Annotated in this window: 20 protein-coding genes and 3 pseudogenes; 13 read left to right on the forward strand and 10 right to left on the reverse strand. The window is 68.6% G+C overall.

All coding sequences use genetic code 11. The features are described 5' to 3' along the window. Positions 1-210: 210 nt before the first annotated feature. From ACZ4UV_RS49460 to ACZ4UV_RS49480, 5 genes are all read left to right on the forward strand, one after another. Positions 211-1443 (forward strand): NAD(P)/FAD-dependent oxidoreductase, encoded by a 1233-nt coding sequence (locus ACZ4UV_RS49460; RefSeq protein WP_467848883.1) that lies wholly within the window; start codon positions 211-213, stop codon positions 1441-1443. A 223-nt stretch (positions 1444-1666) separates the two neighbouring features. Beyond that, the gene (locus ACZ4UV_RS49465; protein ID WP_451017737.1) at positions 1667-2533 is read left to right on the forward strand and encodes a sigma factor; all 867 of its coding nucleotides are present in this window, start codon (positions 1667-1669) and stop codon (positions 2531-2533) included. Between the two features lie 489 nt (positions 2534-3022). Next, the gene (locus ACZ4UV_RS49470; RefSeq protein WP_451017736.1) at positions 3023-3571 is read left to right on the forward strand and encodes a hypothetical protein; all 549 of its coding nucleotides are present in this window, start codon (positions 3023-3025) and stop codon (positions 3569-3571) included. Between the two features lie 513 nt (positions 3572-4084). Then, positions 4085-6013: an N-acetylmuramoyl-L-alanine amidase gene (locus ACZ4UV_RS49475; protein WP_467848891.1), complete on the forward strand. Its 1929-nt coding sequence runs from the start codon at positions 4085-4087 to the stop codon at positions 6011-6013. Positions 6014-6184: 171 nt separating this feature from the next. Then, positions 6185-6538, forward strand: a complete 354-nt coding sequence (locus tag ACZ4UV_RS49480; RefSeq protein WP_451017734.1) for an antibiotic biosynthesis monooxygenase family protein — start codon at positions 6185-6187, stop codon at positions 6536-6538. Between the two features lie 178 nt (positions 6539-6716). Here ACZ4UV_RS49480 and ACZ4UV_RS49485 read toward each other — a convergent pair. Then, positions 6717-7462, reverse strand: a pseudogene (locus ACZ4UV_RS49485) (HARBI1 family protein); the annotation flags it as partial. 244 nt (positions 7463-7706) lie between these two features. On the opposite strand from ACZ4UV_RS49485, the gene ACZ4UV_RS49490 reads away from it, so the two are divergent. The 3 genes from ACZ4UV_RS49490 to ACZ4UV_RS49500 are packed head-to-tail and all read left to right on the forward strand — an operon-like array spanning position 7707 to position 8950. Next, entirely contained in the window at positions 7707-8561 is an 855-nt protein-coding gene (locus tag ACZ4UV_RS49490) for a hypothetical protein (RefSeq protein ID WP_451017733.1), read from the forward strand. 56 nt (positions 8562-8617) lie between these two features. Further along, positions 8618-8779, forward strand: a complete 162-nt coding sequence (locus ACZ4UV_RS49495; protein ID WP_467848899.1) for a hypothetical protein — start codon at positions 8618-8620, stop codon at positions 8777-8779. Between the two features lie 48 nt (positions 8780-8827). Next, positions 8828-8950, forward strand: coding sequence for a hypothetical protein (locus tag ACZ4UV_RS49500; protein ID WP_451017731.1), 123 nt, complete (start codon positions 8828-8830; stop codon positions 8948-8950). Positions 8951-9072: 122 nt separating this feature from the next. Here the strand turns inward: ACZ4UV_RS49500 and ACZ4UV_RS49505 are convergent, their stop codons facing one another. Continuing rightward, the gene (locus ACZ4UV_RS49505) at positions 9073-9681 is read right to left on the reverse strand and encodes a TetR family transcriptional regulator (protein ID WP_451017730.1); all 609 of its coding nucleotides are present in this window, start codon (positions 9679-9681) and stop codon (positions 9073-9075) included. Positions 9682-9788: 107 nt separating this feature from the next. On the opposite strand from ACZ4UV_RS49505, the gene ACZ4UV_RS49510 reads away from it, so the two are divergent. The 3 genes from ACZ4UV_RS49510 to ACZ4UV_RS49520 all read left to right on the forward strand — a co-directional run bounded on the left by ACZ4UV_RS49510 (position 9789) and on the right by ACZ4UV_RS49520 (position 12574). Continuing rightward, positions 9789-10799, forward strand: coding sequence for an alcohol dehydrogenase catalytic domain-containing protein (locus tag ACZ4UV_RS49510; RefSeq protein ID WP_467848907.1), 1011 nt, complete (start codon positions 9789-9791; stop codon positions 10797-10799). A gap of 20 nt (positions 10800-10819) precedes the next feature. Further along, on the forward strand, positions 10820-11422 hold the full coding sequence (locus ACZ4UV_RS49515; protein WP_451017728.1) for an NADPH-dependent F420 reductase: 603 nt from the start codon (positions 10820-10822) through the stop codon (positions 11420-11422). Positions 11423-11485: 63 nt separating this feature from the next. After that, on the forward strand, positions 11486-12574 hold the full coding sequence (locus ACZ4UV_RS49520) for an alkene reductase (protein ID WP_467848914.1): 1089 nt from the start codon (positions 11486-11488) through the stop codon (positions 12572-12574). 194 nt (positions 12575-12768) lie between these two features. Here the strand turns inward: ACZ4UV_RS49520 and ACZ4UV_RS49525 are convergent, their stop codons facing one another. The 5 genes and pseudogenes from ACZ4UV_RS49525 to ACZ4UV_RS49545 form a co-directional block, all read right to left on the reverse strand. Then, the gene (locus ACZ4UV_RS49525; protein ID WP_467848918.1) at positions 12769-14511 is read right to left on the reverse strand and encodes an MOSC domain-containing protein; all 1743 of its coding nucleotides are present in this window, start codon (positions 14509-14511) and stop codon (positions 12769-12771) included. A 130-nt stretch (positions 14512-14641) separates the two neighbouring features. Further along, a complete protein-coding gene (locus tag ACZ4UV_RS49530) occupies positions 14642-15508 on the reverse strand; it encodes an alpha/beta fold hydrolase (protein WP_451017725.1) in 867 nt (288 codons plus the stop codon). Between the two features lie 690 nt (positions 15509-16198). Further along, positions 16199-16297: pseudogene (locus tag ACZ4UV_RS49535) on the reverse strand (alpha/beta fold hydrolase); the annotation flags it as partial. Positions 16298-16344: 47 nt separating this feature from the next. After that, positions 16345-16746: a hypothetical protein gene (locus ACZ4UV_RS49540; RefSeq protein WP_467848923.1), complete on the reverse strand. Its 402-nt coding sequence runs from the start codon at positions 16744-16746 to the stop codon at positions 16345-16347. 587 nt (positions 16747-17333) lie between these two features. Continuing rightward, positions 17334-18497 carry an epoxide hydrolase family protein gene (locus ACZ4UV_RS49545; protein ID WP_467848926.1) on the reverse strand — a complete coding sequence of 388 codons (1164 nt, stop codon included), beginning with the start codon at positions 18495-18497 and terminating at the stop codon, positions 17334-17336. A 102-nt stretch (positions 18498-18599) separates the two neighbouring features. On the opposite strand from ACZ4UV_RS49545, the gene ACZ4UV_RS49550 reads away from it, so the two are divergent. Beyond that, the gene (locus ACZ4UV_RS49550) at positions 18600-19199 is read left to right on the forward strand and encodes a TetR/AcrR family transcriptional regulator (protein WP_451017723.1); all 600 of its coding nucleotides are present in this window, start codon (positions 18600-18602) and stop codon (positions 19197-19199) included. A 159-nt stretch (positions 19200-19358) separates the two neighbouring features. Here the strand turns inward: ACZ4UV_RS49550 and ACZ4UV_RS49555 are convergent, their stop codons facing one another. Continuing rightward, entirely contained in the window at positions 19359-19595 is a 237-nt protein-coding gene (locus ACZ4UV_RS49555; protein WP_451017722.1) for a hypothetical protein, read from the reverse strand. A gap of 333 nt (positions 19596-19928) precedes the next feature. Between ACZ4UV_RS49555 and ACZ4UV_RS49560 the strand changes: the two are divergent. Further along, a pseudogene (locus tag ACZ4UV_RS49560) lies at positions 19929-20384 on the forward strand (transposase); the annotation flags it as partial. A gap of 165 nt (positions 20385-20549) precedes the next feature. On the opposite strand, the gene ACZ4UV_RS49565 reads toward ACZ4UV_RS49560, so the two are convergent. Together ACZ4UV_RS49565 and ACZ4UV_RS49570 are read right to left on the reverse strand one after the other, a co-directional pair. Next, a complete protein-coding gene (locus ACZ4UV_RS49565) occupies positions 20550-20807 on the reverse strand; it encodes a hypothetical protein (RefSeq protein WP_451017721.1) in 258 nt (85 codons plus the stop codon). Between the two features lie 82 nt (positions 20808-20889). Beyond that, positions 20890-21168, reverse strand: a 279-nt coding sequence (locus ACZ4UV_RS49570; protein ID WP_467848936.1) for a CoA-transferase, incomplete at its 5' end; no start/stop codon positions are given.

Below are 21168 nucleotides of genomic sequence, written 5' to 3' on the forward strand. Positions count from 1 at the left end.
CGACGAGAGGCGCGGACCTGCGGACCGCCTCGGCCACGGTCGTGGAACACGGACGTCGTCCGCGCCCTCGTCGCACTGCTCCGCTCTGCCCTCGCAGGCCCTCACGCTGGCTCCGCGGCGCGGGCCGGTGTCACAACCTGCAGGTTCTCACGGTCTCTCCGCACGAGGGCACACCAGTGTCCGGTCCGCGCGAGCGGAGACGGGAACATCATGTCGCGAGAAAACGGGTTCGTGATCGTCGGGGGCGGCCTCGCCGCGGGCAAGGCCGCCGAGGAACTCCGGCAACAGGGCTACGACGGCCCGCTCGTCCTCATCGGGGACGAAGCGGAGCGCCCCTACATCCGACCGCCGCTGTCCAAGGGGTACCTGCTCGGCAAGGAGGACCGCGAGTCCATATTCATGCATCCGGAGAACTGGTACCGCGAGCACGACGTCGACCTGATGACCGGAACGCGCGTGACGGCCGTCGACGCACACACCCGCCAGGTCGAACTCACCGGCGGACGCCGGATGTCCTACACCAAGCTGCTCCTGGCGACCGGATCGTCCCCCCGCCGGCTGACGGTGCCCGGGGCGGACACGGACAACGTGCTGTACCTGCGCCGCGTGGGAGACAGCGAGCGGCTCAAGGCAGCCTTCACCCCCGGGGCCCGGATCGTGGTCGTCGGCGGCGGCTGGATCGGCTTGGAGACCGCCGCGGCGGCCCGGACGGCCGGGGACCTGGTGACCATCCTGGAGCACTCCGAGCTGCCGTTGCTGAAAGTACTCGGCCGGGAGGCGGCCGAGGTCTTCGCCGACCTGCATCGGGATCAAGGGGTCGTCCTGCGGCCCCACGCCGCCGTCGAGCGCATCACCGGTGACGGCACCCGCGCCGACGGCGTCCGGCTCGCCGACGGAACCCGACTGCCCGCCGACGCCGTGGTGGTGGGCATCGGCATCACCCCCAACGTCCAGCTCGCCGAGGCGGCGGGACTGGAGGTGCGCAACGGCATCGTCACCGACGAGCGTCTGCGCACCTCGGCCCAGGACGTGCATGCCGCGGGGGACGTCGCCAACGCCCACCATCCCCGGCTCGGCCGGCATCTGCGGGTGGAGCACTGGGCCAACGCCCTGCACCAGCCCCGTACGGCGGCATTGGCCATGCTCGGCAAGGAGGCCGCGTACAACCGGCTGCCGTACTTCTACACCGATCAGTACGACCTCGGGATGGAGTACACGGGATACACCGAGCCCGGCGGTTACGACCGCGTCGTCTTCCGCGGGAATCCGGCCGAGCGGCGGTTCATCGCCTTCTGGTTGGCCGGTGGCCGGGTCCTGGCAGGCATGAGTGTGAACGTGTGGAACGCCATCGACTCCGTCCGCGCCCTCGTCGAGTCCGGTGCCTCCGTGGCGGACGCGGGCCTGTCCGATCCCGACGTGCCCCTCGACAGCCTTCTGCCCTGACGACCACCGCGAAGGTGACCGCGGCTCGCCGGAGCACGGGGAGGTGCCGCTGCGTACGACCGGGAAACCGTGTCACATGATCTGTCCCTGTCCGGTCAGCAGTGCATCGGTACGACCCGCCGGACGAAAGCGGACTGCCCCTTTCCCGGGAGCCGCGGCGGACATCGGCCGGAATCAGGGGTGGCACCGCCTTGTCGGGTGCTGTGCGAAGGGGTGATGCCAGATGGACCGGGAACAGGACGACGAGACGGTGCCGATCGCGGAGCTGCTCGACGAGCGACGGCGGCTGCTCAACGTGGCCTACTGGATGCTGGGCCGGAGCCAGGATGCCGACGACGTCGTGGCGGAGACCTACCGGCGCTGGTACGGCCTGTCCGACGACCACAGGACCCGCATCGCCGAACCCCGGTCCTGGCTGGTGAAGACCGTCGGCGGCATCTGTCTGGAGCGCTTGGCGCCGACCGGACGGTCGCACCCGGGCCCGGTTGGCGCGGCGCCCCCTCATGACCTGGACGAAGAGGTGAGCCAGGCCCTTCTCGAGGCGCTGGACACGCTGTCACCGGCCGAGCGGGCCGCATTCGTCCTCAACGACGTGTTCGGGATGGCTCCCGGGACGGTCGCCGCCATTGTCGGACAGACGGAACAGGAATGCGGCGAACTCGCCGCCCGGGGCCGGCACAGCCTTCGGACCAGGTGGGCACACCCCACTACACCGCAGCAGCACGACCGTGTGGTGCGAGCGGTCCGACAGGCCTGCGTGGCGGAGAACCCCGACCGCCTGAGGTCCCTCCTGGCACCGGACGCCACCGTGTTCTTCGACGGAGGCGGCAAGGTCAGAACCTTGACCCGACCCGTCCACGGCGCACGGCGCGTCACCCGCAGCCTGCTGACCCTCCTGGCCGGGCGCCCCGGCACCACACTGCACTGCCAGTCCGTCAACGGTCGCACCGGGATAGTGGTGCGCTATGGCGACGAGGTCGCCGCGGTCATCAGTCTTGACGTCGCGGGCGACCACGTCGTGCAGATCTGGGCGGTCCTCAACCCTGACAAGCTCCGCCACTGGAACCGGGCGGCCACGCAGGAGAAATGAGGACAACGCATGGGCCAGGACCTCGATCCGCGTGCCGTCGGCGACTTTCTGACCGCGGAAGCGGCCCTTCCCGAGGCGCGGATCCGCATCCTTCAAGAAGCGATTGACGACGTCGGCACCCGCATCGAACGATCGGCGGAGCGACTGCGCCGCCTTCGCGAGCAGTCCCCATGGCAATCCGGCCGAACGCCCGAGGAACCGCCGACCACGGCCGATCCCGCCCTCCCCGACCCGGAGTCCCGTCACGAACGACCCGAGCGGTCCGCACCCTGTCCACACCGCCGAGGTGTCGCTCACCAAAGGGTGAAGACAGTGGCAGGCACCTCATTAGACGGGGGCCTCGCATCACCATCTTTTGCATCTTCCGGGTTCGGAACTCGTACGCTGTGACATACGATGCACCCACATACATCCCCGGGTCCGAGCCGAGCGGCACCGCGGCTGACTTCAGCGAGGCGCGGCACGGAGGGTTGAGGATGAGAGGAAGACATGGTCTCGGCAACTCGCGCAGCGCATGAGATTGAGGTCACTGCGGAGAGCCTCCAGGAGGACCTCGCCCGCCTGGAGATTCAGAAGCGGGCACTGGAGAGGGAGCTGGCCGCCGTGGCCGCCCACCTCGACTCCGTCCAGCGCGCCCTGAGCGCCCTGACGGTCCTGATGGCCGAGCCGTCCGGCCGCCGCGCCGCCGAGCAACCCGAACAGGCGAAGGCCGACACTCCGGCCGTCGCGCCCGCCCGCACGACGCGGAAGCAGTCCGCACCGCGACAGGCGGAGCCCACACAGAAGGAGAAGCCGACGCCCTCCTCGCGTGCAGAGGCCGACGAACCGCGCAGCTACGGCGCGCTCACGGAACAGATCCTGGACTTCTTCGCCGGCGTCGGTGACGCGGAGGTCCGCGCGCGCGACGTGGCCGCGGCGCTCGGCCGAGACACCGACTCCGGGAGCATCAATGCGGTGCGCAGCACGCTCGACCGACTGGTCGGCACCTCCCGCGTACGCCGGGCCGGCCGCGGTCTCTACCGCGCCCAGAAGTCCTGAGCGGAGCTCCTTCGGCTCTGAGCACTGAAAGTCATGCAGTTGCCTCGGGCGCCTGCTCGCGGGGGTTCGCGCAGGTGCCCGAGGCACGCACCCGCTGACGGACGGTCCGCGGGTGGGCGAGCGATCCCACACCGGCACCTAAGCATTGGCACACGGTGTCGAGTTGCTGTCAAAAGTGTATAGCACTCCACACTGTCTTTGAATCCAACGTCCCGCTACCGGCCCCCGCTCGGACGCCTAGGGCCACGCCTGGTCCCTCACCTTCGCGGCGACCCCTCCCCCGCCGGAACTCTCCGACAACTTGTGTTCCAGTAAAGGCTGTTAAGCCCTTTCCGCACAGCTCAGTCACAACACACGTGTGACGGAAGCAGTTACTCTTTCCGTGGCCACTGCAGCAAACATGGCCCTATAGTCATCCCCGCATCGAGTTGTCGCCCGGGCCTTCCCCCACACGAGCGGCCATGCCGCCGGCGCACCTTGATGCCCATGTTTCTTCCTCTGAGGAGCATCACCTTGCACAGAAGAAAGAAGGCCCTTGGCGTGCCCGTCGGCATCGCCGTGAGCGCGTTGGTCGCGGGCTCCCTGCTCACCCTGCCCGGCCACGCACTCGCCGACGGCCCGAGCGCGACCGCGGACTCTCGCCAACAGGCGCTGCTGGCCGCTGCCGATGAGTTCGACATCCCGTCGAGCGTGCTGCTCGCCCTCTCCCACCAGGAGTCGGCATGGGAGGGCCACGGCGCCTTGCCGAGCACCGACGGCGGTTACGGACCTATGAACCTCACGGACGTCACCCCCACCATACTGGCGGGCGGTGCCGCGGGCGCGGCGGGCCGCACCGACCTCGACTTCCTCTCCGCGGACCCCGCCCTGCACACCCTGCGCCAGGCGGCCGAGCTGACCGGGCTGTCCGTCAAGTCCCTGCGCGAGGACGACACCGCGAACATCCGCGGGGGTGCCGCCCTGCTCGCCTCGTACGAGAAGGAGTTGGTCGGGGCGACCCCCGCGGACCCCTCCCAATGGTACGGAGCCGTGGCCCGGTACAGCCAGGCCAAGCAGAAGCAGGCGGCTACCTCCTTCGCCGACCGCGTCTTTCGCACCATCCGCAGCGGCGCCTCGGCGACGACCCAGGACGGCCAGCGCGTACGTCTGGCCGCCGGACCTACCGTCAATCCCGCCCGGGAGCAGATCAACTCCCTACGTCTGAAGTCCTCTTCGACGGCGGCCGCCACCGAATGCCCGACGACCGTCGCCTGCACTTTCGTCGCCGGATCACCGGTCGGCCGTCAGGTCGCCGACCGACCGACCAACGGCATCCGCATTGACACGATCGTCATCCATGACCTGGAGTCCACTTACGACGCCGGCGTGGCGGGCCTGGCCAACCCCACGAACCCGGGCGCGACCCACTACGTGATGTCCTCGACCGGCGCGGTCACTCAGATGGTGCCCACCAAGGACATCGCCTTCCACGCGGGGAACTACTCGACCAACCTGCACTCGATCGGCATCGAGCACGAGGGGTACGCCGCGCACGGCGCCGCCTGGTACTCGGAGGCGCAGTACCAGTCCACCGCGGACCTGGTGAAGTACCTGGCCGATCGGTTTGACATCCCGCTGGACCGGCAGCACGTCATTGGCCATGACAACGTTGCCGGGCCCAACTCCGCCCTGGTCTCCGGTATGCACTGGGACCCGGGTTACGCCTGGGACTGGAACCACTTCATGAGCCTGCTCGACGCCCCCGTCAGCGGCGTATCCGAGGTGCCGCAGACCGGCTCCGTCGTGTCGATCAAGCCGTCGTTCGCGGACAACGTACAAAACCTCCAGATCTGCCCCTCCGACGACCCGACCGGCCAGACGATCACCTGCACCGAGCAGCAGCACCCGACCAACTTCGTCTACCTGCACACCGCCCCGAGCGAGACGGCACCGCTCTTCGGCGACCAGGCGATCCACGGCACCGCGCCCGGCACCGGCCGGGTGAACGACTGGGGCAGCACGGCTCAGGCCGGGCAGCAGTTCGTCGTCGCGGACGTCCAGGACGACTGGACCGCGATCTGGTTCAGCGGTGCGAAGGTGTGGTTCCACAACCCCGGCGGCGTCAACACCCGTACCAGCTACGGAGTGAAAATCATCAAGCCCGCGGGCACCGCTCCGGTGTCCCTCTACGGCTCCAGCTACCCCGACAAGGCCGAGTACCCGGCCGGCCTGGGCGCCTCCACGCAGGCACCGCTGAACATGTACGACATCCCGACCGGACAGGCATACGTGGCCACGCGGGAAGCGGCCGCCACCGACGATTACTTCCCCTCCAGCGGAGCGGTGGTCTTCGGAGGCAAGAAGATGTACACCATCCAGTACAACCACCGTGTCGCCCTGGTCTACGCGAACGACGTCAGCGCGACCACAGCCGTCCACCACTGGGAGAACGACGGCAACTGATCCTGCCGTCCCGGTAGTTGACCGACCCCAGAGGGCCCTCACGCGAAGGGCCGTCGGGCAACCCCCGCATGAGGGCCATCACCTCGCCTGTTCCGCCCTCATCGACTCGAGCACTCACTTCGGCACCCGCCGACCGGTCACAGACGCGAGGCGTCGTCGGTCAAGAGGGGCATGAGCCATTCCCTCGCATCGAAGACCAGCACCGACGGGCCTGTCACCGTCATCAAGAGCTACATCGTGCCGACGGACGAAGCCGACCACTTCACCGCCGTGTACCAGGAGAACGCCCGGATCATGGCGGCCCAGCCCGGCTTTGTCCGCTCCCGCCTGCACCGGCCCCTCACCGAAGGCCCGGAGACCCGCTTCGTCCACATCGCGGAGTGGACGTCGGGGACCGCGCTCGACAAGGCCACCGACAATCCCGAGTGGCATGCCTCGCTGCAGCGCATGTTCGACGACCCCGACCTGCACATCACCTCAGAACCGGCGAGCTACCGCGTCGTCGTCGAACTCCACCCCTCCTGACAACGCGTCACTCGGCATCCTGACCTCGAGGGATACTTCCGTCGTCTGCAGCTTGCCGACGTGCTGGGCGTCGGCCCGCCAAGGAGCAGGCGTCTTCTTGCGGACCGGGGCCGCCCCCGCAGGGGGAGCCGCGGCAGCCCGGACCTTGTCCTCGCGACCGGTTCGCGCGGCGTCCGGCGCTGGGGTCGAGGCTGACCATGCGCAGGGCCTTGAAGGTCGTTTTGAGCAGGGAGTTGGCGCGCTCGCAGACGCCGTGGATGCTGCGGATGACCTTGTTGTATGCCTGTTGCTCCGTGGTCAGCTCGCCTCCGGCGGGCTTCTTGACGGGGTGACGGAAACCGTCGCCGGCGTTCTCGTAGCCGAGGTCGACCAGGGTCGGCATGTCCAGCTCGGCCGCGATGAGGTTGAGGGTGTCGATCAGGCCGTGGTGTCGTGCTCCCGGCCCGGCCGTACTGGCGAGACCCAGATCGGCCAGCCGTCCGGGGTGGTGATGACCTGCACGTTCCCACCATGGTGCGTGTGTTTTCCGGACCACCAGAGGTCTGCGCCGTTGGGGCCCGGAGCGGCGACACCGTCGGTTCGGACGACAGTGCCGTCGAGGTTCAGATGCGTCAGCCCGGTCTCCTTCGCACGCTCCAGCGCGGTGGACAGGTCCGGTGCACCGGCGGCCAGGACGGCCAGTCCTTCGTGGAGGTAACGGTATGCAGTGGAAGCCGGCATGCCGTTGTCACGGGCGAGTTGGGCCAGTCGGGTGCCGTCGAGGAACCAGCGGAGCACGAGCACGGCCTGCTTGAAGCAGCCCAGCGCACGTCGCCCCTTGCGGGTCCTGGCCGCGATCCGGTGGTCGCGCAGGAGGCCGGCCAGGTGTTCGACGGTGGACCGCTTCACATCGAGCACGGCGGTGTATGTGACACTGGTCGGCACGTGAGGTCCCTCGGTCGGATCTTTCTGTCGATAGATCGTTCCTACCAGGGGCCTTGCGCTTGACCGGACTTGGGGATACCGCGGACCGTGCGACGCGCCTCGCGCCCACGAACGGTGGCCGGCGGTTACTGGGAAGTGCCCATCGCGTCAGGGTTTTAGAGTTCCCGGCGCAGCCGGGCCTGGTCATACTACGGGGGTGACGCTACCCCGCGATCCTGGTGCGCCGCCGGCTACGCCGCTGCGCGTGAGCACGTGCTGGACCATATTCGAGTTCGACGGCCACGCTGTCGAACTGACGCGGAGGGCCTGGCTCCTGCCCTGGGGCCGCACCACGCGGTTCGCGTTGGACTCGCTGCTGGTTCTGGACATCCCCCTGGGCCGGTCACGTGACAACGCGCGCGACAACAACGTCCTCGTCCTGCACGGTGAGGACGGCGGCCGAGCGTGGACACAACAGATCCTTCTGGGGAGGTCGGCACGCCGGCTCGGACGCTTCGCGTGGTTCATGTACTGCGTCAACGAGGCGCTCGCCGAACGCGCCCGACTCCTCCTTGCGGCCCGGGGAACGGCCACGTCGGGCGGCCCCGCATGGGACGCCGAGTACACCGAGATGATCACCCGTCTGCTCTACGGCCCCCCACCTCGGTGGAAGCATCGTGGTGGGCCGCCGTCCGCCGCCCCCTTGGACTCCCTCACCGCGCCTCCTTCTGGGCATCGGCCGTTGCGTCAACTGCTCGCGGACGGCCGGCTGAACGAATTCTGGCTGTTCGTGCGAAGCCCGCCTGCACCGGTGAACTGGGAACCGCGCGCGGAGTTCGTCCTGCGCTGGGGCCGCGAGCTCTACCACGCCGACTTCAGACCCAGCGTCGCTTGGGACCTGAACTACACAAGTGCCGACTGGGGCCGGGTTCTCGGCAAACTACGGCATCGACTCCTCAAAGCGGCCGCCCGGCACGCCGTCGACCATCCCGACCTCGATGTCGAAGACCGCCCGCGCTTGCTGCGCCTGCTGTGGCGGTGGGCGGGATTCGACGAGTACACCGTCGCCCGACACGCCCGTGATCGACTCAGCGTGATGACTGATCTGGCCGGTTCGTGACCCGCTCCGTGTTCAGGGGCGTGGTGGGTGTTGCGGCGTTGGCGAAGGAGACCGGGTTGACGCATCTGCTGTCGCAGTTGCAGACCGACATCGATCACCTCGTCCGCGCCGTCAACCAACTGACCGTGGAGAACCGGCAACTACGCGGTGCGCTGTCGCAGCCCAGCTCCCCGGTCAGAGCACTGCCGACGCAGCCGCGGCCCCATCGGATCCCGTGAACCGCGCTCAGGGGCCCAGCTCGGCCGTGGGGAACATCGTTACAGCCGTTGGCAAGAACCCTCATCGTCCTGGGCCGCTACAGCTTCAACGCCTCCCTTCCGTGCGAGGGCCCACGTCCGCCGCGTGACCCGGACGCGATCGAGCTCGACGAGGACGGCGCGGAGGAGTAAAGCCCTCAACCAGGTCAGGCCGATCAGCCTTGTAGGGAGCGTGTCCATTCCTGCGCCTGTCGGGGCCGGGCCGTCTATCGCGAACGCCTCAGCTCCACGTCCCGCAGCGGCCCTGAATCGCATCAGTCGAGGGCGTGGCTGCGGCCGGTCTGCAGGATCTCGTCGGAGAGCTCGGGCTCGACGTGGCGTACGGCGCGGGCGAGCATCAGCGCGCCGACCATTTCGCTGAGCAGGCGGATGGCCCTGTGGCGGGCCTCGGCCGGGTCGAGCTCGTGGCCCTTCTCCTCGGCTTCGCGCAGGAACTCCGCGGCGAAGCCGGTGAGGTAACCCTCGACGCCTTCGGCGTACGCGCTCTGCACGGCTTCGCTGTGCCGTCCGGCGTCGGTGGCCAGGGAGGCGGAGGGGCAGCCGCCGTCCGGGGCGTCACGGTGCGAGGTGGACAGGTACCCGGCCACGACCTGCTCCAGCGGAGAGCCGGCCTGGCCCGGACCGTCCTCGATCGTCCGGGCCAGGCCCCCGAGCGAGGCGGCGTAGGCGGCGCCGCACACCTCCACGGCCAGGTCGTTCTTGGAGGCGAAGTGGTTGTAGAAGCCGCCGTGGGTGAGTCCGGCTTCCTTCATCAACTCGGCGATGCCGACCGCGTCGATGCCCCGCGAGCGAAACATGCGGCTCGCCGCTTCGAGGATGTTCTGCCGGTTGCGGGCCTTGTCCTGCTTGGTGATCCGCGGCATGGCCGTCCTCTCGCGTCGCTCTCGATTTGACATTTTTAATGATGCCTCTCATCATAGCAGAAGTTCCAATGATGGCCATCATCAATAGTTCGTGGAAGGGGAGCGTCATGCGCGCCATCGCCTACGACCAGCACGGAGAAGCCGGGCAGGTACTACGCCTGAGCGAGCAGCCGGCCCCTGCTGCGCCCGCGGCCGGGCAGGTGCAGGTGCGGGTGCTGTCCCGGCCGATCCACCACGGCGACCTGGCGGGAGTGGAGAGCCTTGCGGGTGGGCTGCGGCAGCGGTTCGTCACGCCACGGATTCCCGGCGTGGAGGGAATGGGCGTCATCGAGACAGTCGGCGAGGGCGTGCAGGATCTGCGGGCCGGTCAGCGGGTGGCGTTCTTCCCGGTGCCGGGCGCGTGGAGCGAGCTCGTCACGGCGCCGACCGATCTTGTGGTGCCGGTGCCCCAGGGCCTCAGCGACGAGACCGCGGCTTTGATGCTGGTCAACCCGCTGACCCTGCTCTCCTTGCTGCGGGCGGTCGAGGACGCCCAGCACGGCCAGGCCGGTACGGTGGTGCAGACAGCCGCCGGTTCGTCGGTGGGAAAGCTGGTCAGCGCCGCAGCACTCAAGCACGGCATCCCGCTGGTCAACCTGGTACGCAGCGCCACGGGGGCGCAGACCTTGCGCCAGCGCTTCCCCGGACTGCCGGCCATCTCGACGGCCGACGCGGACTGGTGCACTCAGGTCCAGGACGCGACCGGCGGCCGGGGTGCCCAGGTCATACTGGACGCGGTGGGCGGATCCCTGACCGGTGAACTGGCCGGGCTGCTCACCGACGGTGGCACGCTGATCACCTACGGACAGCTCGGTTCCGGCAGCACGCCGCTGGAGTCGCTCGCGCTGACCCCGCGGGCCCTGACCGTGCGGGGCACTTCCATCTTCCAGTGGATGGCCGCCCGCACGCCTGAGGAACGGGCCGAGGACGTCGCCTTCGCCGCCCGTCTGGCCGCGACCGCCCCGGAACTCTTCGAGGTCGCCGCCCGCTACGACCTCGCCGACTTCGCGAAGGCCATCGACCATGTCCGCCGCCCCGGCAAGAGCGGAACCGTCCTGCTCACCAGCCCCGCACCCTGAACCCCACGAAGGGCACCGCCATGAAGATCGGAACCCTCGGCGCCGGAACCGTCGCCCAGGCCATCGCCCGTCACGCCGTGGCCCACGGCCACCAGGTCGTACTGAGCAACAGCCGCGGCCCCGCCTCCCTGGCCGGCCTCGCCGACGAACTCGGACCGCTCGCCCACGCCGGCACCCCGGAGGAAGCCGCCGCGGCGGAACTCGTCGTGCTCGCAGTCGGCTGGCCCCAGATCCCGGGCGCGGTAGCCGGCCTGCCACCCTTCGACGGGCGCATCGTCATCGACGCCACCAACCAGTTCGCCTCCCCGCCCCCGCCCACGAAGATCGCCGACCTGGGCGAGCTGACCGGCAGCGAACACGTCGCCTCACTGCTGCCCGGAGCCCGCGTCGTCAAGGCGTTCAACACCCTCTACGGCCAGTACATCGCCGCCGACCCGCGCCACCAGGCCGGACGCCAGGTGCTGTTCCTCGCCGGTGACGACGCCGACGCCAAGACCACCGTCAAGGACCTCACCGCCGCCTTCGGCTTCGCCCCCGTCGACCTCGGCTCCTTGCGGGAGGGCGGACGCCTTATGCAGCTCGGCGGCCCGCTCTCCGGCCTCCACGCCCTCAAACAGGACTGAGCCGGGCCCTCGCCCATTCCTCGCTCTCCTCCTCATCCACCCCTCAGCACAAGGAAGTTGCTCATGACCACCACCCAGCCCCTGCTGCAGCCCGTCCGCCTCGGCGCGCTGGAGCTCCCCAACAGCGTCGTCATGGCCCCCATGACCCGCGCCCGCGCTCAGAACGCCGAGCTGGCCCCCACCAACCTCCATGCGACCTACTACGCACAGCGCGCCGGCGCCGGCCTGATCGTCACCGAGGGAACCTGGGTCAACCCCGACGCGATCGGCTTCATCCACGCGCCCGGCATCTACACCGACACGCAGACCGCCGGCTGGGTGAAGGTCACCGAAGCCGTCCACGAGGCCGGCGGGCGGATCGTCTCCCAGTTCGGCCACCTCGGCACGGCCTCCCACCCCGACCACCTCGGCGGCCGCCTGCCCGCCGGCCCCTCTGCCATCAACCCCGGCGAGAAGTCCTTCACCCCCTCCGGCCCGAAGGACACCGTCACCCCGCGCGCCTACACCGCCGCCGAGATCGCCGCCACCATCGCCGACTACCGCCATGCGGCCGAGAACGCCCGCCGCGCCGGCTTCGACGGCGTGGAAATCCACGCCCAGCAATCCCACTTGATCCCGCAGTTCCTCAACCCACGTCTCAACCAGCGCACCGACGCCTACGGAGGCAGCAGCGAGAAGCGGGCCCAGTTCCTCCTCGACATCCTCGACGCCGTCAGTGACGTGTGGGACAGCGACCGCATCAGCGTGAAGATGTCCCCGGGCTGGAACAACGGAACCACGTTCACCGCGGACGAGGAGACACTCGCCGACTACGACCAGCTGCTCAAGAAGCTCAACGACAGCAACCTGGCCTACCTGCACCTCCTGGGCACCCCCGGCACCATCGAGGAGCGCATCGCCCTCTTCTCCCGCTACCGCGCCCACTACCTGGGCAACATCGTCGCCAACCTCGGCTTCACCCAGGCCCTCGGCAACGAGATCCTCGACCACGGGATCGTCAACGCGGTCTCCTTCGGCGCCCCCTTCATCGCCAACCCCGACCTGGTCGAGCGCTTCGCGCAGGGCCACCCGCTGGCCGACGGTGACCGGGACACCTACTACGCCGGTCACACCGAGGGCTACACCGACTACCCCGCCTTCACCGCCAACTGAGCAAAGAAGATCTCCGTGAGCGGCAACATCCGAGCAATGATCGCAAACGTCGAAGTAGAGAACCTCGAAGACGCAATCCCGCTCTACCAGGACCTGGCCGGGGACGCGGAAGTCCGCCGCTTCCCCTACCGAGAAGTGGAGGTGGCACTGGTAGGACCCTTCCACCCTGGCCCAGGCGCGGCGGGGCCGTCGTCTCATAGGTCCAGTACAACCCCTCCTGCGGGTTTGGAGCAGCAGATGAGGATGTTGCCCTCGGCGGGAGGTTCGACGGGGTCGGGTGAGTAGTTGACGGTGCCGGACATGAGGGCGAGTTCGCAGGTGTGGCAGACCCCGGTGCGGCAGGACCATTGGACGGGGACGTCGCAGGCTTCGGCGAGTTCGAGCAGGGACTCCTGGGCGTCGTTCCAGGGGACGGTGAGTCCGCTGCGGGCGAAGGAGACCTCGGGTCCGGTGCCGGGCGGGCCCGCGGGCTGGTGGGGCGCGGGCCCGGTTGCCGAGCTCTTGATCCCGGGGGTGATGGCGGGGCCCGCGCCGAAGATCTCAGTGTGGACGCGGGAGGCGTCGAGACCGCAGTCCACGAGCGCGGCGGTGAGGCTGTCCATGAATGCGGTGGGGCCGCACAGGTACGCGTCGGCATCGGTCGGTAGGCCAAGCCGGCGGACGGGCTCGGCCGAGAGGCGGCTCGCTTCCAGGTAGTCGATGCCCTGGCGGTCGGTGTCGGTGGGTCTGCTGTAGTAGACGGTCGACTTTGCGTTGGGGAGTGCCGCGATCAGGTCGCGGCTTTCCTTGGCGAAGGGGTGCTCGGTGCCGTCGCGGGCGCCGTGCAGCCACCACACCTGGCGGGTGGAGCGGTCATGCGCGAGGGCGTGCAGCATGGCCAGGACGGGGGTGACGCCGACCCCGGCCGACAGCAGCACCACCGGGTTGTCGCCGCCGGTCAGGCGGAAGGTGCCGCGGGGCGCGGCGGCCTCCAGGTGGTCGCCGACATGGATGTGGGCGCGCAGCTCGTTGCTGGCGGCGCCGTGCGGTTCGACCTTCACGCTGATCCGGTACGTGCCGGTGCCTGGCTCGCCGGACAGGGAGTAGCTGCGGATCAGGGGTGGAACGTCTCCCTCGGGCTGGACTTTGACGGTGAGGAACTGGCCCGGCAGCGCGGCCGGCAGCGCCGAGCCGTCTGCGGCGGCCAGGTGCAGGGAGAACACGCTGCGGCTCTCGGACTGGATATGCGTGACAGTCAGCGGGCGGAAGCCCGCCCAGGCAGGCGGCGGTGCGGTGGCCGCGGTGTTCAGTCCGGCGCTGCCCGAGGAAGCACCACCCTCGCTGTCGGCCTGGTCCAGCAGGGTCCGCATGGAACCCTGCCAGCCGGGGCTCAGCGCGGGGATCCGCAGGGCCCGTTCGACCTGTTCACGGGTGTGTCCGGGCAGGTAGAGCACCCGATCGATCTCCTCGACCGTCATCGCCTCCGGACCGGCGGAGACCTTGACGATCTTTTGCCCGGCCTCGACCTCGCCTTCCTCGATGACGCGTAGGTAGAAGCCGGGGCGGTGGTGCGCCACGAGCAGTGCGGCCATCTGTGGCTCGCCCATGCGCAGCCCCACCCGGTAGCAGGTCACCCGGGGTTGAGTGACCTCGAACAGGGCGTCCCCGATGCGGTAGCGGTCCCCGATGCAGACCTCGTCGTCGGGCAACCCGTCCACGGTGAAGTTCTCGCCGAAGTTCCCGGGGGTGAGGTCGTCGCGGCCCAGCTCGTTCGCCCAGAAGCGGTAGGAGTCGAGCTGGTAGACCAGCACCGCCCGCTGCTCACCGCCGTGCCCGCCCAGATCTCCCTGGCCGTCCCCGTCGATGTTCAGCCGCCGCACCATCCGCGGCCCGGCCACGGTCTGCTTGTAGACGCCGGTGTACACGGTCTTTCCGTGCCAGGGAACGTCCTTAGGCATCCCGACATTCACTGCTGTCAATGTGGCCACCACGCCGCCTCTCTTGGGGGCGCTTCCCATGCCGCTCCGACCGGGAAGCACGTCGCATCAGCCGCCGCATCCGCTGAGGGGGCGTGGGTCTCGCTACGCTTCATGTGAGGACGCGCCCGAGGAATCCGTGGATGTATCCGCTGATGGCGTCCAGGTGCGTCTCCAGGGCGAAGTGCCCGGCGGGCAGCAGGTGGACTTCCGCCTCCGGCAGGTCACGGGAGAACGCCTTCGCGCCGTCCGGCCCGAAGATCTCATCCCGCTCGCCCCAGACCGCGAGCAGGGGCACTTGGCTGGTACGGAAGTACTCCTGCAGTTTCGGGTATCCGTCGATGTTCGTCGGGTAGTCGCGGAACAGCGCCAGCTGGATCTCGTCGTTGCCGGGCCGTTCCAGCAGCAGCTGGTCCAGGGTCCAGGTGTCGGGGCTGACCAAGTTGATGTCGGTGGCGCCGTTCTCGTACTGCCAACGGGTCGTACTGGGACTGAACTTGGCCCGCGCGCCCGGTTCCGTGTCGCGGCCGGGGTCGGTGGCGTACGCGAACAGGTCGTCCCAGAAAGGCTTGGCGAAGCCTTCCATGTAAGCGTTGCCGCTCTGCGAGATGATCGCGGTGACGTCGAAGGACGGGTCGAGCGCAAGGCGCCAGCCGATCGGTGCCCCGTAGTCGTGCACGTAGACGGCGAAACGTTCGATGCCCAGATGCTCCAGGAGTCCGGCGGTGATTCCTGCGAGGTTGTCGAAGGTGTAGTCGAATGCGTCCACCTTGGGCATGGCAGAGTGGCCGTATCCGATGTGGTCGGTGGCGATCACGTGATAATCGTCGGCCAGCGCGGGGACGAGATGGCGGAACATGTGCGAGCTGCTCGGGAATCCGTGCAGCAGCAGCACGACCGGAGCGTCGCTGGGGCCGGCCTCGCGGTAGAAGACTTCTTGGCCCTTGATGGTTGCTGTCTTGTGTCGCGTGGGAAGCACATCGACCTCCGGGCGCCCGTGGGCGCGGAACTGCGTCAAATCCGCCCGTGTAAAATCCGGCTGGACACGACCAAGGTCAGGACGGTTGCCGTGGAGGCTCGGGAACCTTTTTCCCTCGGCGGCGTGGTGCCTCGCGGCAGATGGCGCCGGTTGCCACCTTCCTCACGCTAGACCTGACCCGCAGGGAGCACAACGCAGCAGAACCAATAAATGGGATCACGGAATTCACGTGCAGCTCGCTGAATCACGGGTACCAACACATTACGGAACGCAATCACAGCAGAGAGTCACAGCAATGTCGCGAGTCGTTGTCTCTGCGGGATCTCCCGGCGGTAGGCCCGACATCCCTGACGTCAGCCAGGAATACCGCAATGACGTATAGCCGTTCCCGTCCGGCTTCCCACCGCGAGGTCGAGTTGGCCGCCCAGCACTGTGCTGGATTCCGTGAAGGCGCGGACCGCACCCAATCATTAGTGACGCACCTCTCCGCGGCGCCGCGGGATTCCTTGCCGATCTGCGATTCCTGGTCATCTGGGCGGCCCCTGCTGAGCGCCCAGACCCTCACCGCGGCCGGCGCGCTGTGCGGGCTGCCGCGTACAGCATCGGTGGCTCGACGGCTACCGACACCCGCGGCGGGCCTGTGCTCACGGTGTCATCCGGGGCTCGGCTGGCGCCCGGGGTCTCGTGCGTTCAACCGCGGGCGAAGGCCAGCAAGTCGGCGTCGAAGAGGTCCTTGAACGGAGCGACCATCGACAGGCCGTGCGGGGCCCCGGGGTACACCTTGAACGTGCGCCAACCATCTCATCAATTGCCTGCGCCGACCGACAGCCCGGACCTCAGACCCCACTCCTGCCCAACCCGGAAATGACACGACCGGATCGTGACCGGGATGGAGCCGATCGCCCAACCGATCCGAGGATCAACGACGCGCTGCGGATGATGGTGCGCGAGAAGGCCGGACGCGCCGCGGACCCCAGCTTGGTGGTGCTCGACTCGCAGTCGGTGCGCGCAGCGGCCGGGGTGCCGAAGAGCACGACGGGCCTGGATGCGGCCAGGACGTCGACCAGCAGGGCTTCAAGGCCGGCGTGGTCGAGCACGGGCGAACGCTCGGCATCGACGTTCAGATCGTGGCCGGCGCCCCGGTTGCCACCGGATTTGTCCCCGAGCCCATCCGCTGGCGCGTCGAGCAGATCAACGGCCTGAACATGCAGGGACGCCTCGCCCGCGACTACGAGCACGCGCCGTCCTGCGCGGTATCCAGGATCTAATGAGCCTCTGCCGGGCGGATACTGCGCCGCCTGGCCGGCATGCCCGCCCGCTGGCGGGAGGTGTGATGACCCATGCTGTCATCCAGCAACTCCTGGAAGGAATCGAACTGCGCGAACGTCAACTTGCCGAGCAGATCGGCGAACTCGCAGCCCGCCTGCGCGAGGCACGGGCTGAGCGCGAGGCCTGGCGACCACGGCCAAACCCGTTCCCGCGGTGGCCCCAGGCTTCGACCTCGATCGGCCGCCGACCCCGGCGCTGCCGGACGGCGCGGCTACCAGCAGATCATGGACGTATTCGAGCACGAACGCCGACCGCTACACGCCCACGGCCTGCGCCTCGCGCTGGACCTGCCCTTGATACCAAGCACGTCGAAGGCACCCGCGTGAAACTCAAACGCCTGGTCAGCTTCGGATTCTTCGACGAGACCGAACCCGGACTGTTCGCACAGCCCGCCATTCGGGCCCCGGCAGCCCCGGCCGACCAGCAACCCTGATCCAGACCAACGGGTAAAACGTTAGAAGACTCGCTTGTTGCCCGCTGAGCTCGCGCGCCGGTGTCAGGAGCGAAGGGTGCGCAGGCCGGTGCGGATTTCGCTGACCAGGATCTCGGGCTGTTCCAGGGCCGCGAAGTGCCCGCCCTTGTCGGCCTCGCCGTAGTGGATCAGATCGCTGTAGGCATCTTCGATCCAGCTTCGCGGCACGCGCGGGATGTCCTTCGGAAAGACGGTCACCGCGACCGGAAGCGTCACCTTCGGGCCGGCGAAAGTGAGCGTTCTGTTCTCCCAGTAGATGCGGGCGGACGACGCTGCGCTGTTGGTGAACCAGTAGAGGGATATCGCGTCGAGCATGTCGTCCATGCTCAGCGCGTCCTCGGCGAGCCCGTGGTTGTCGGTCTTGGACTGGAATTTCTCGTAGATCCAGGCCGCCTGGCCGGCGGGAGAGTCGGCCAGGGCGAATCCGACAGTCTCCGGCTTCGTACCCTGCAGGTGGTTCGACCCACCGAGCTCCCCGGCGTAGAAGGCGAGGGTCTCCACCGCGTCACGCTGCTCGGGCGACAAGTTTTCGGGCATCTGCGCCGGAAAGGCGTACTGCGTGTTCAGATGAATTCCGAGAAGCCCCTCAGGTTGCATGGCCCCGAGGGCGGTGGTGACGACGGCACCCCAATCGCCACCTTGCGCGGCCCACCTCGTGTAGCCGAGACGCTTCATCAGCTCCACCCACGCGCTTGCGATGCGCGAGACGGTCCACCCTGTCTCCGTGGGCTTCTGAGAGAACCCGAACCCGGGGAGCGACGGGACGACGACGTCGAATGAATCGGCGGCGTCTCCTCCGAACGCGACCGGATCGGTCAGCGGGCCGATCAGCTTCAGGAACTCGACGATCGAGCCCGGCCATCCATGCGTGAGGATCAGCGGCATCGCGTGGGGATTCTTGGACCTGCCGTGGATGAAGTGGATGTCCAGCCCATCGATCTCGGTCAGGAACTGGGGGAAGCGATTGAGCTCGGACTCGAAGCGCCGCCAGTCGTAGCCACGCTCCCAGTAGTCGACCAGAGACCTGGCGTTCTCTACCCGGACCCCTTGCGACCAGTCGCCCACCGTTTCCCGATCCGGCCACCGAGTTCTGGCCAGTCGCTGCTTGACGTCGTCAATCTCCGTATCCGAGATCGAGACGGTGAACGGGCGGACGAGGGCCGAGGCAGGCGGCGCCGGTGCGGTCATTGCCTTCTTCTCTTCTCCTGAGCTTCGAAGCACAGCGCAACTCTCCACTGCACACTGGTGTACAGCCTATCTCGCTGTACACCAGTGTGCAATACTGGTGCTGTGTCCACCCAGTCCTCCCGTGTGCGCTCGATGAACGAGACACGCGAACGCATCCTCGACGTCGCCCTCGCCATGCTGGGAGAGAACCCCGACGCCGGAATGGGCGACATCGCCTCCGCTGCCGGCGTCGTCCGTCGCACGGTCTACGACCATTTCCCCTCGCGCCTGGACCTGGTTCGCACACTCACGGAACGGGCCGTCACCGAGATGACAGTCGTGCTCACCGAAGTCAACGCCTCCGACGCAGCAGCGGACGCGGCGTGGGTCGAATTCATTGCCCGCCTCTGGCCGGTGGCGCACCGGTACCGAGTGCTGCTGGCGCTGCGCCGCGGCGAGTACGGCGAGGCGATCCACGCCCTGCTCGGGCCAGTCGACGAACTCCTCGCCGACCTCGTGAAACGGGGCCAGGAGGACGACGTGTTCGCACACCACCTGCCGGCGGGCCCCCTGAGCCAACTCGCTTACGGCGTCGTGTTCGCCATCGCGGACAGCGACCTGTCGAACGGGACCCTCGGCGCCCGAGCAGCGACGATCACGAGCCTGCTGATGCTGGGAGTTCCCGAATCGCGCGCAATCGCTCTCGTGGGCGACCAGCCCTGACCCGCACCACTCGAGCGGAGCCGCGGATCGTCCTGCTCCGGCCACGGCATCGACACCGCACCCCGCCAAGAATCCGGTGAGAACAGTGTGATCGCGACGATGTCGACGGGCCTCCAGTCGAGGGTGTCCGCCGCTCAGCCCGGATCGCGCCCGCTGAGGTCAGAAAATCGCGCGGCCTCGCGCCGTTCGCAGCATGCCCGCAGGTTGAGCACGTTGGCGCAGGCTGCGCTGTCGAACCAGGTTCGCCTGTTGTTCCTGGCTGGGGTCCGCGGCGCGTCCGGCCTTCTCACGCACCATCGTCCGCAGCACCTCGTTGATCCGCGCATCGAGACCATCGCGCTTCCACACGTCGGAGCAGTAGCGCACCGCGCCGGTCGGCGGCAGGTTGTGCGGCAACAGAAGGCCGCGGCGGGCAACCGGAGAGCTATTGCCACCGGCAGACGGTCGACGCGGTGCGCCATCTGGTCGCGGGCGGCCTTGCGGGGTGCCGACGAAACTCTCGCGGCGCACCGGCACGTTGCCGGCCGAGGACTCCAGGTGACCGGTGCGGCTTCCGCCGAGCGGTGGGAAAGGATCTCCGGCAGCGTGGGAAGCGGGCGTAACGCCGACTCGGATCTCCGCAGTTCGGCGAGTTCCGTCGGTGCCCCCATCACCTGGCGGGCGATGCCGGCGGACTTCCCCGCGTGAGACCGCGTCTACGCCTTCTTCCGACGCTGGCGGGACAAGGGCCTGACCGCTGAGTTCCACGACCGGCTGCGTGACCGGGTCCGCCAGGCCGCGGGCCGGGATGCGGAGCCGACCGCAGCCGTCATCGACGCGCAGTCGGTGAAGGCAGCCGCATCGGTGTCGGCCGTGACCAGGGGATTCGACGGCGGGAAGAAGGTCAACGGCCGTAAGCGGCACATCGTGGTGGACACCCTCGGACTGCTGCCGGCCGTGATGGTGACCGCGGCCTCGGTCACCGACCGGAACGCGGGACAGACACTCCTGGCCCGGCTGCGCGAACGGCACTGGCGCGTCACGCGGGTGTGGGCCGACGGAGGCTATACCGGGCGATTGGTCGACTTCGCCCGCGACGTCTGGCGGATCACGCTGACCGTGGTCGGACGCAGCGACGACACCAGCGGCCCCACCGTGCTGCCGAAGAGATGGCTGGTGGAGCGCACGTTCCCGTGGCTGATGCACTCACGCCGGCCGGCCCGCGACCGCGAGACGCGCACCGACGCCTCGGAGGCGGTGATCAAGTGGACAACGAGCAAGTGCAGACGGCACCGCCGTCCGGCCACGGCGGCTCTCCCTGCCGCGGCCGGCGGGGACCTGCCTAGTGACGGTCCTCGGGGCAATGGTCTTTCACACCGTCCCGATGGCTCCGCCGATTCTGCTGAACAACATGGGCGTGACGTCCACCGGCCTCATCGGCATGGTCATCGCGCTCACCAGCGCCGCCAGGGTGACCGGATGGACCGCCTTCGCCTCGCTGACATGCAGCCCCCAGCACAATCTGCCCGCGGTCTTCGGCGTGTGCGGAGCAGGCTTCCTGCTGATGATCCTGGGCCACGACGCCGTGCTCCTGGTGGTGGCGGGCGGGCTGCTCACCTGTGTCGGCACCGGCTCCCTGCTGCCCATACTGCGCCAGGCGCGGAACGCGTGGGAGAGTCCCGTCCTGACTTCGCCCGGCGTCTTTGAGGTGTCAACAGGCGGCGATGGCCGCGTCGATGTGCAGCGGGGCGTCGGTGCGAGCGGTGATGTCCTCGACGGTCACGCCAGGGGCGGTCTCGACGAGGGCGAGGCCGGTGGGGCTGACGTCGAGGACGCCGAGGTCGGTGACGATCCGATGCACGCACCGCTCACCGGTCAACGGCAGCGTGCACTCCTTGAGGATCTTCGGACTGCCGTCCTTGGCGGTGTGCTCCATGAGCACGATGACCCGGCGGGCGCCGTGGACGAGGTCCATCGCGCCGCCCATGCC

The sequence above is a fragment of the Streptomyces sp. NPDC028289 genome, from assembly GCF_055565975.1.

Coding starts and splice junctions, on each gene's coding strand:
- ACZ4UV_RS49460 (WP_467848883.1), top strand. CDS start 211: ATGTCGCGAGAAAACGGGTTCGTGATCGTCGGGGGCGGCCTCGCCGCG.
- ACZ4UV_RS49515 (WP_451017728.1), top strand. CDS start 10,820: ATGAAGATCGGAACCCTCGGCGCCGGAACCGTCGCCCAGGCCATCGCC.
- ACZ4UV_RS49470 (WP_451017736.1), top strand. CDS start 3,023: ATGGTCTCGGCAACTCGCGCAGCGCATGAGATTGAGGTCACTGCGGAG.
- ACZ4UV_RS49525 (WP_467848918.1), bottom strand. CDS start 14,511: ATGCCTAAGGACGTTCCCTGGCACGGAAAGACCGTGTACACCGGCGTC.
- ACZ4UV_RS49465 (WP_451017737.1), top strand. CDS start 1,667: ATGGACCGGGAACAGGACGACGAGACGGTGCCGATCGCGGAGCTGCTC.
- ACZ4UV_RS49510 (WP_467848907.1), top strand. CDS start 9,789: ATGCGCGCCATCGCCTACGACCAGCACGGAGAAGCCGGGCAGGTACTA.
- ACZ4UV_RS49505 (WP_451017730.1), bottom strand. CDS start 9,681: ATGCCGCGGATCACCAAGCAGGACAAGGCCCGCAACCGGCAGAACATC.
- ACZ4UV_RS49520 (WP_467848914.1), top strand. CDS start 11,486: ATGACCACCACCCAGCCCCTGCTGCAGCCCGTCCGCCTCGGCGCGCTG.
- ACZ4UV_RS49480 (WP_451017734.1), top strand. CDS start 6,185: ATGAGCCATTCCCTCGCATCGAAGACCAGCACCGACGGGCCTGTCACC.
- ACZ4UV_RS49545 (WP_467848926.1), bottom strand. CDS start 18,497: ATGACCGCACCGGCGCCGCCTGCCTCGGCCCTCGTCCGCCCGTTCACC.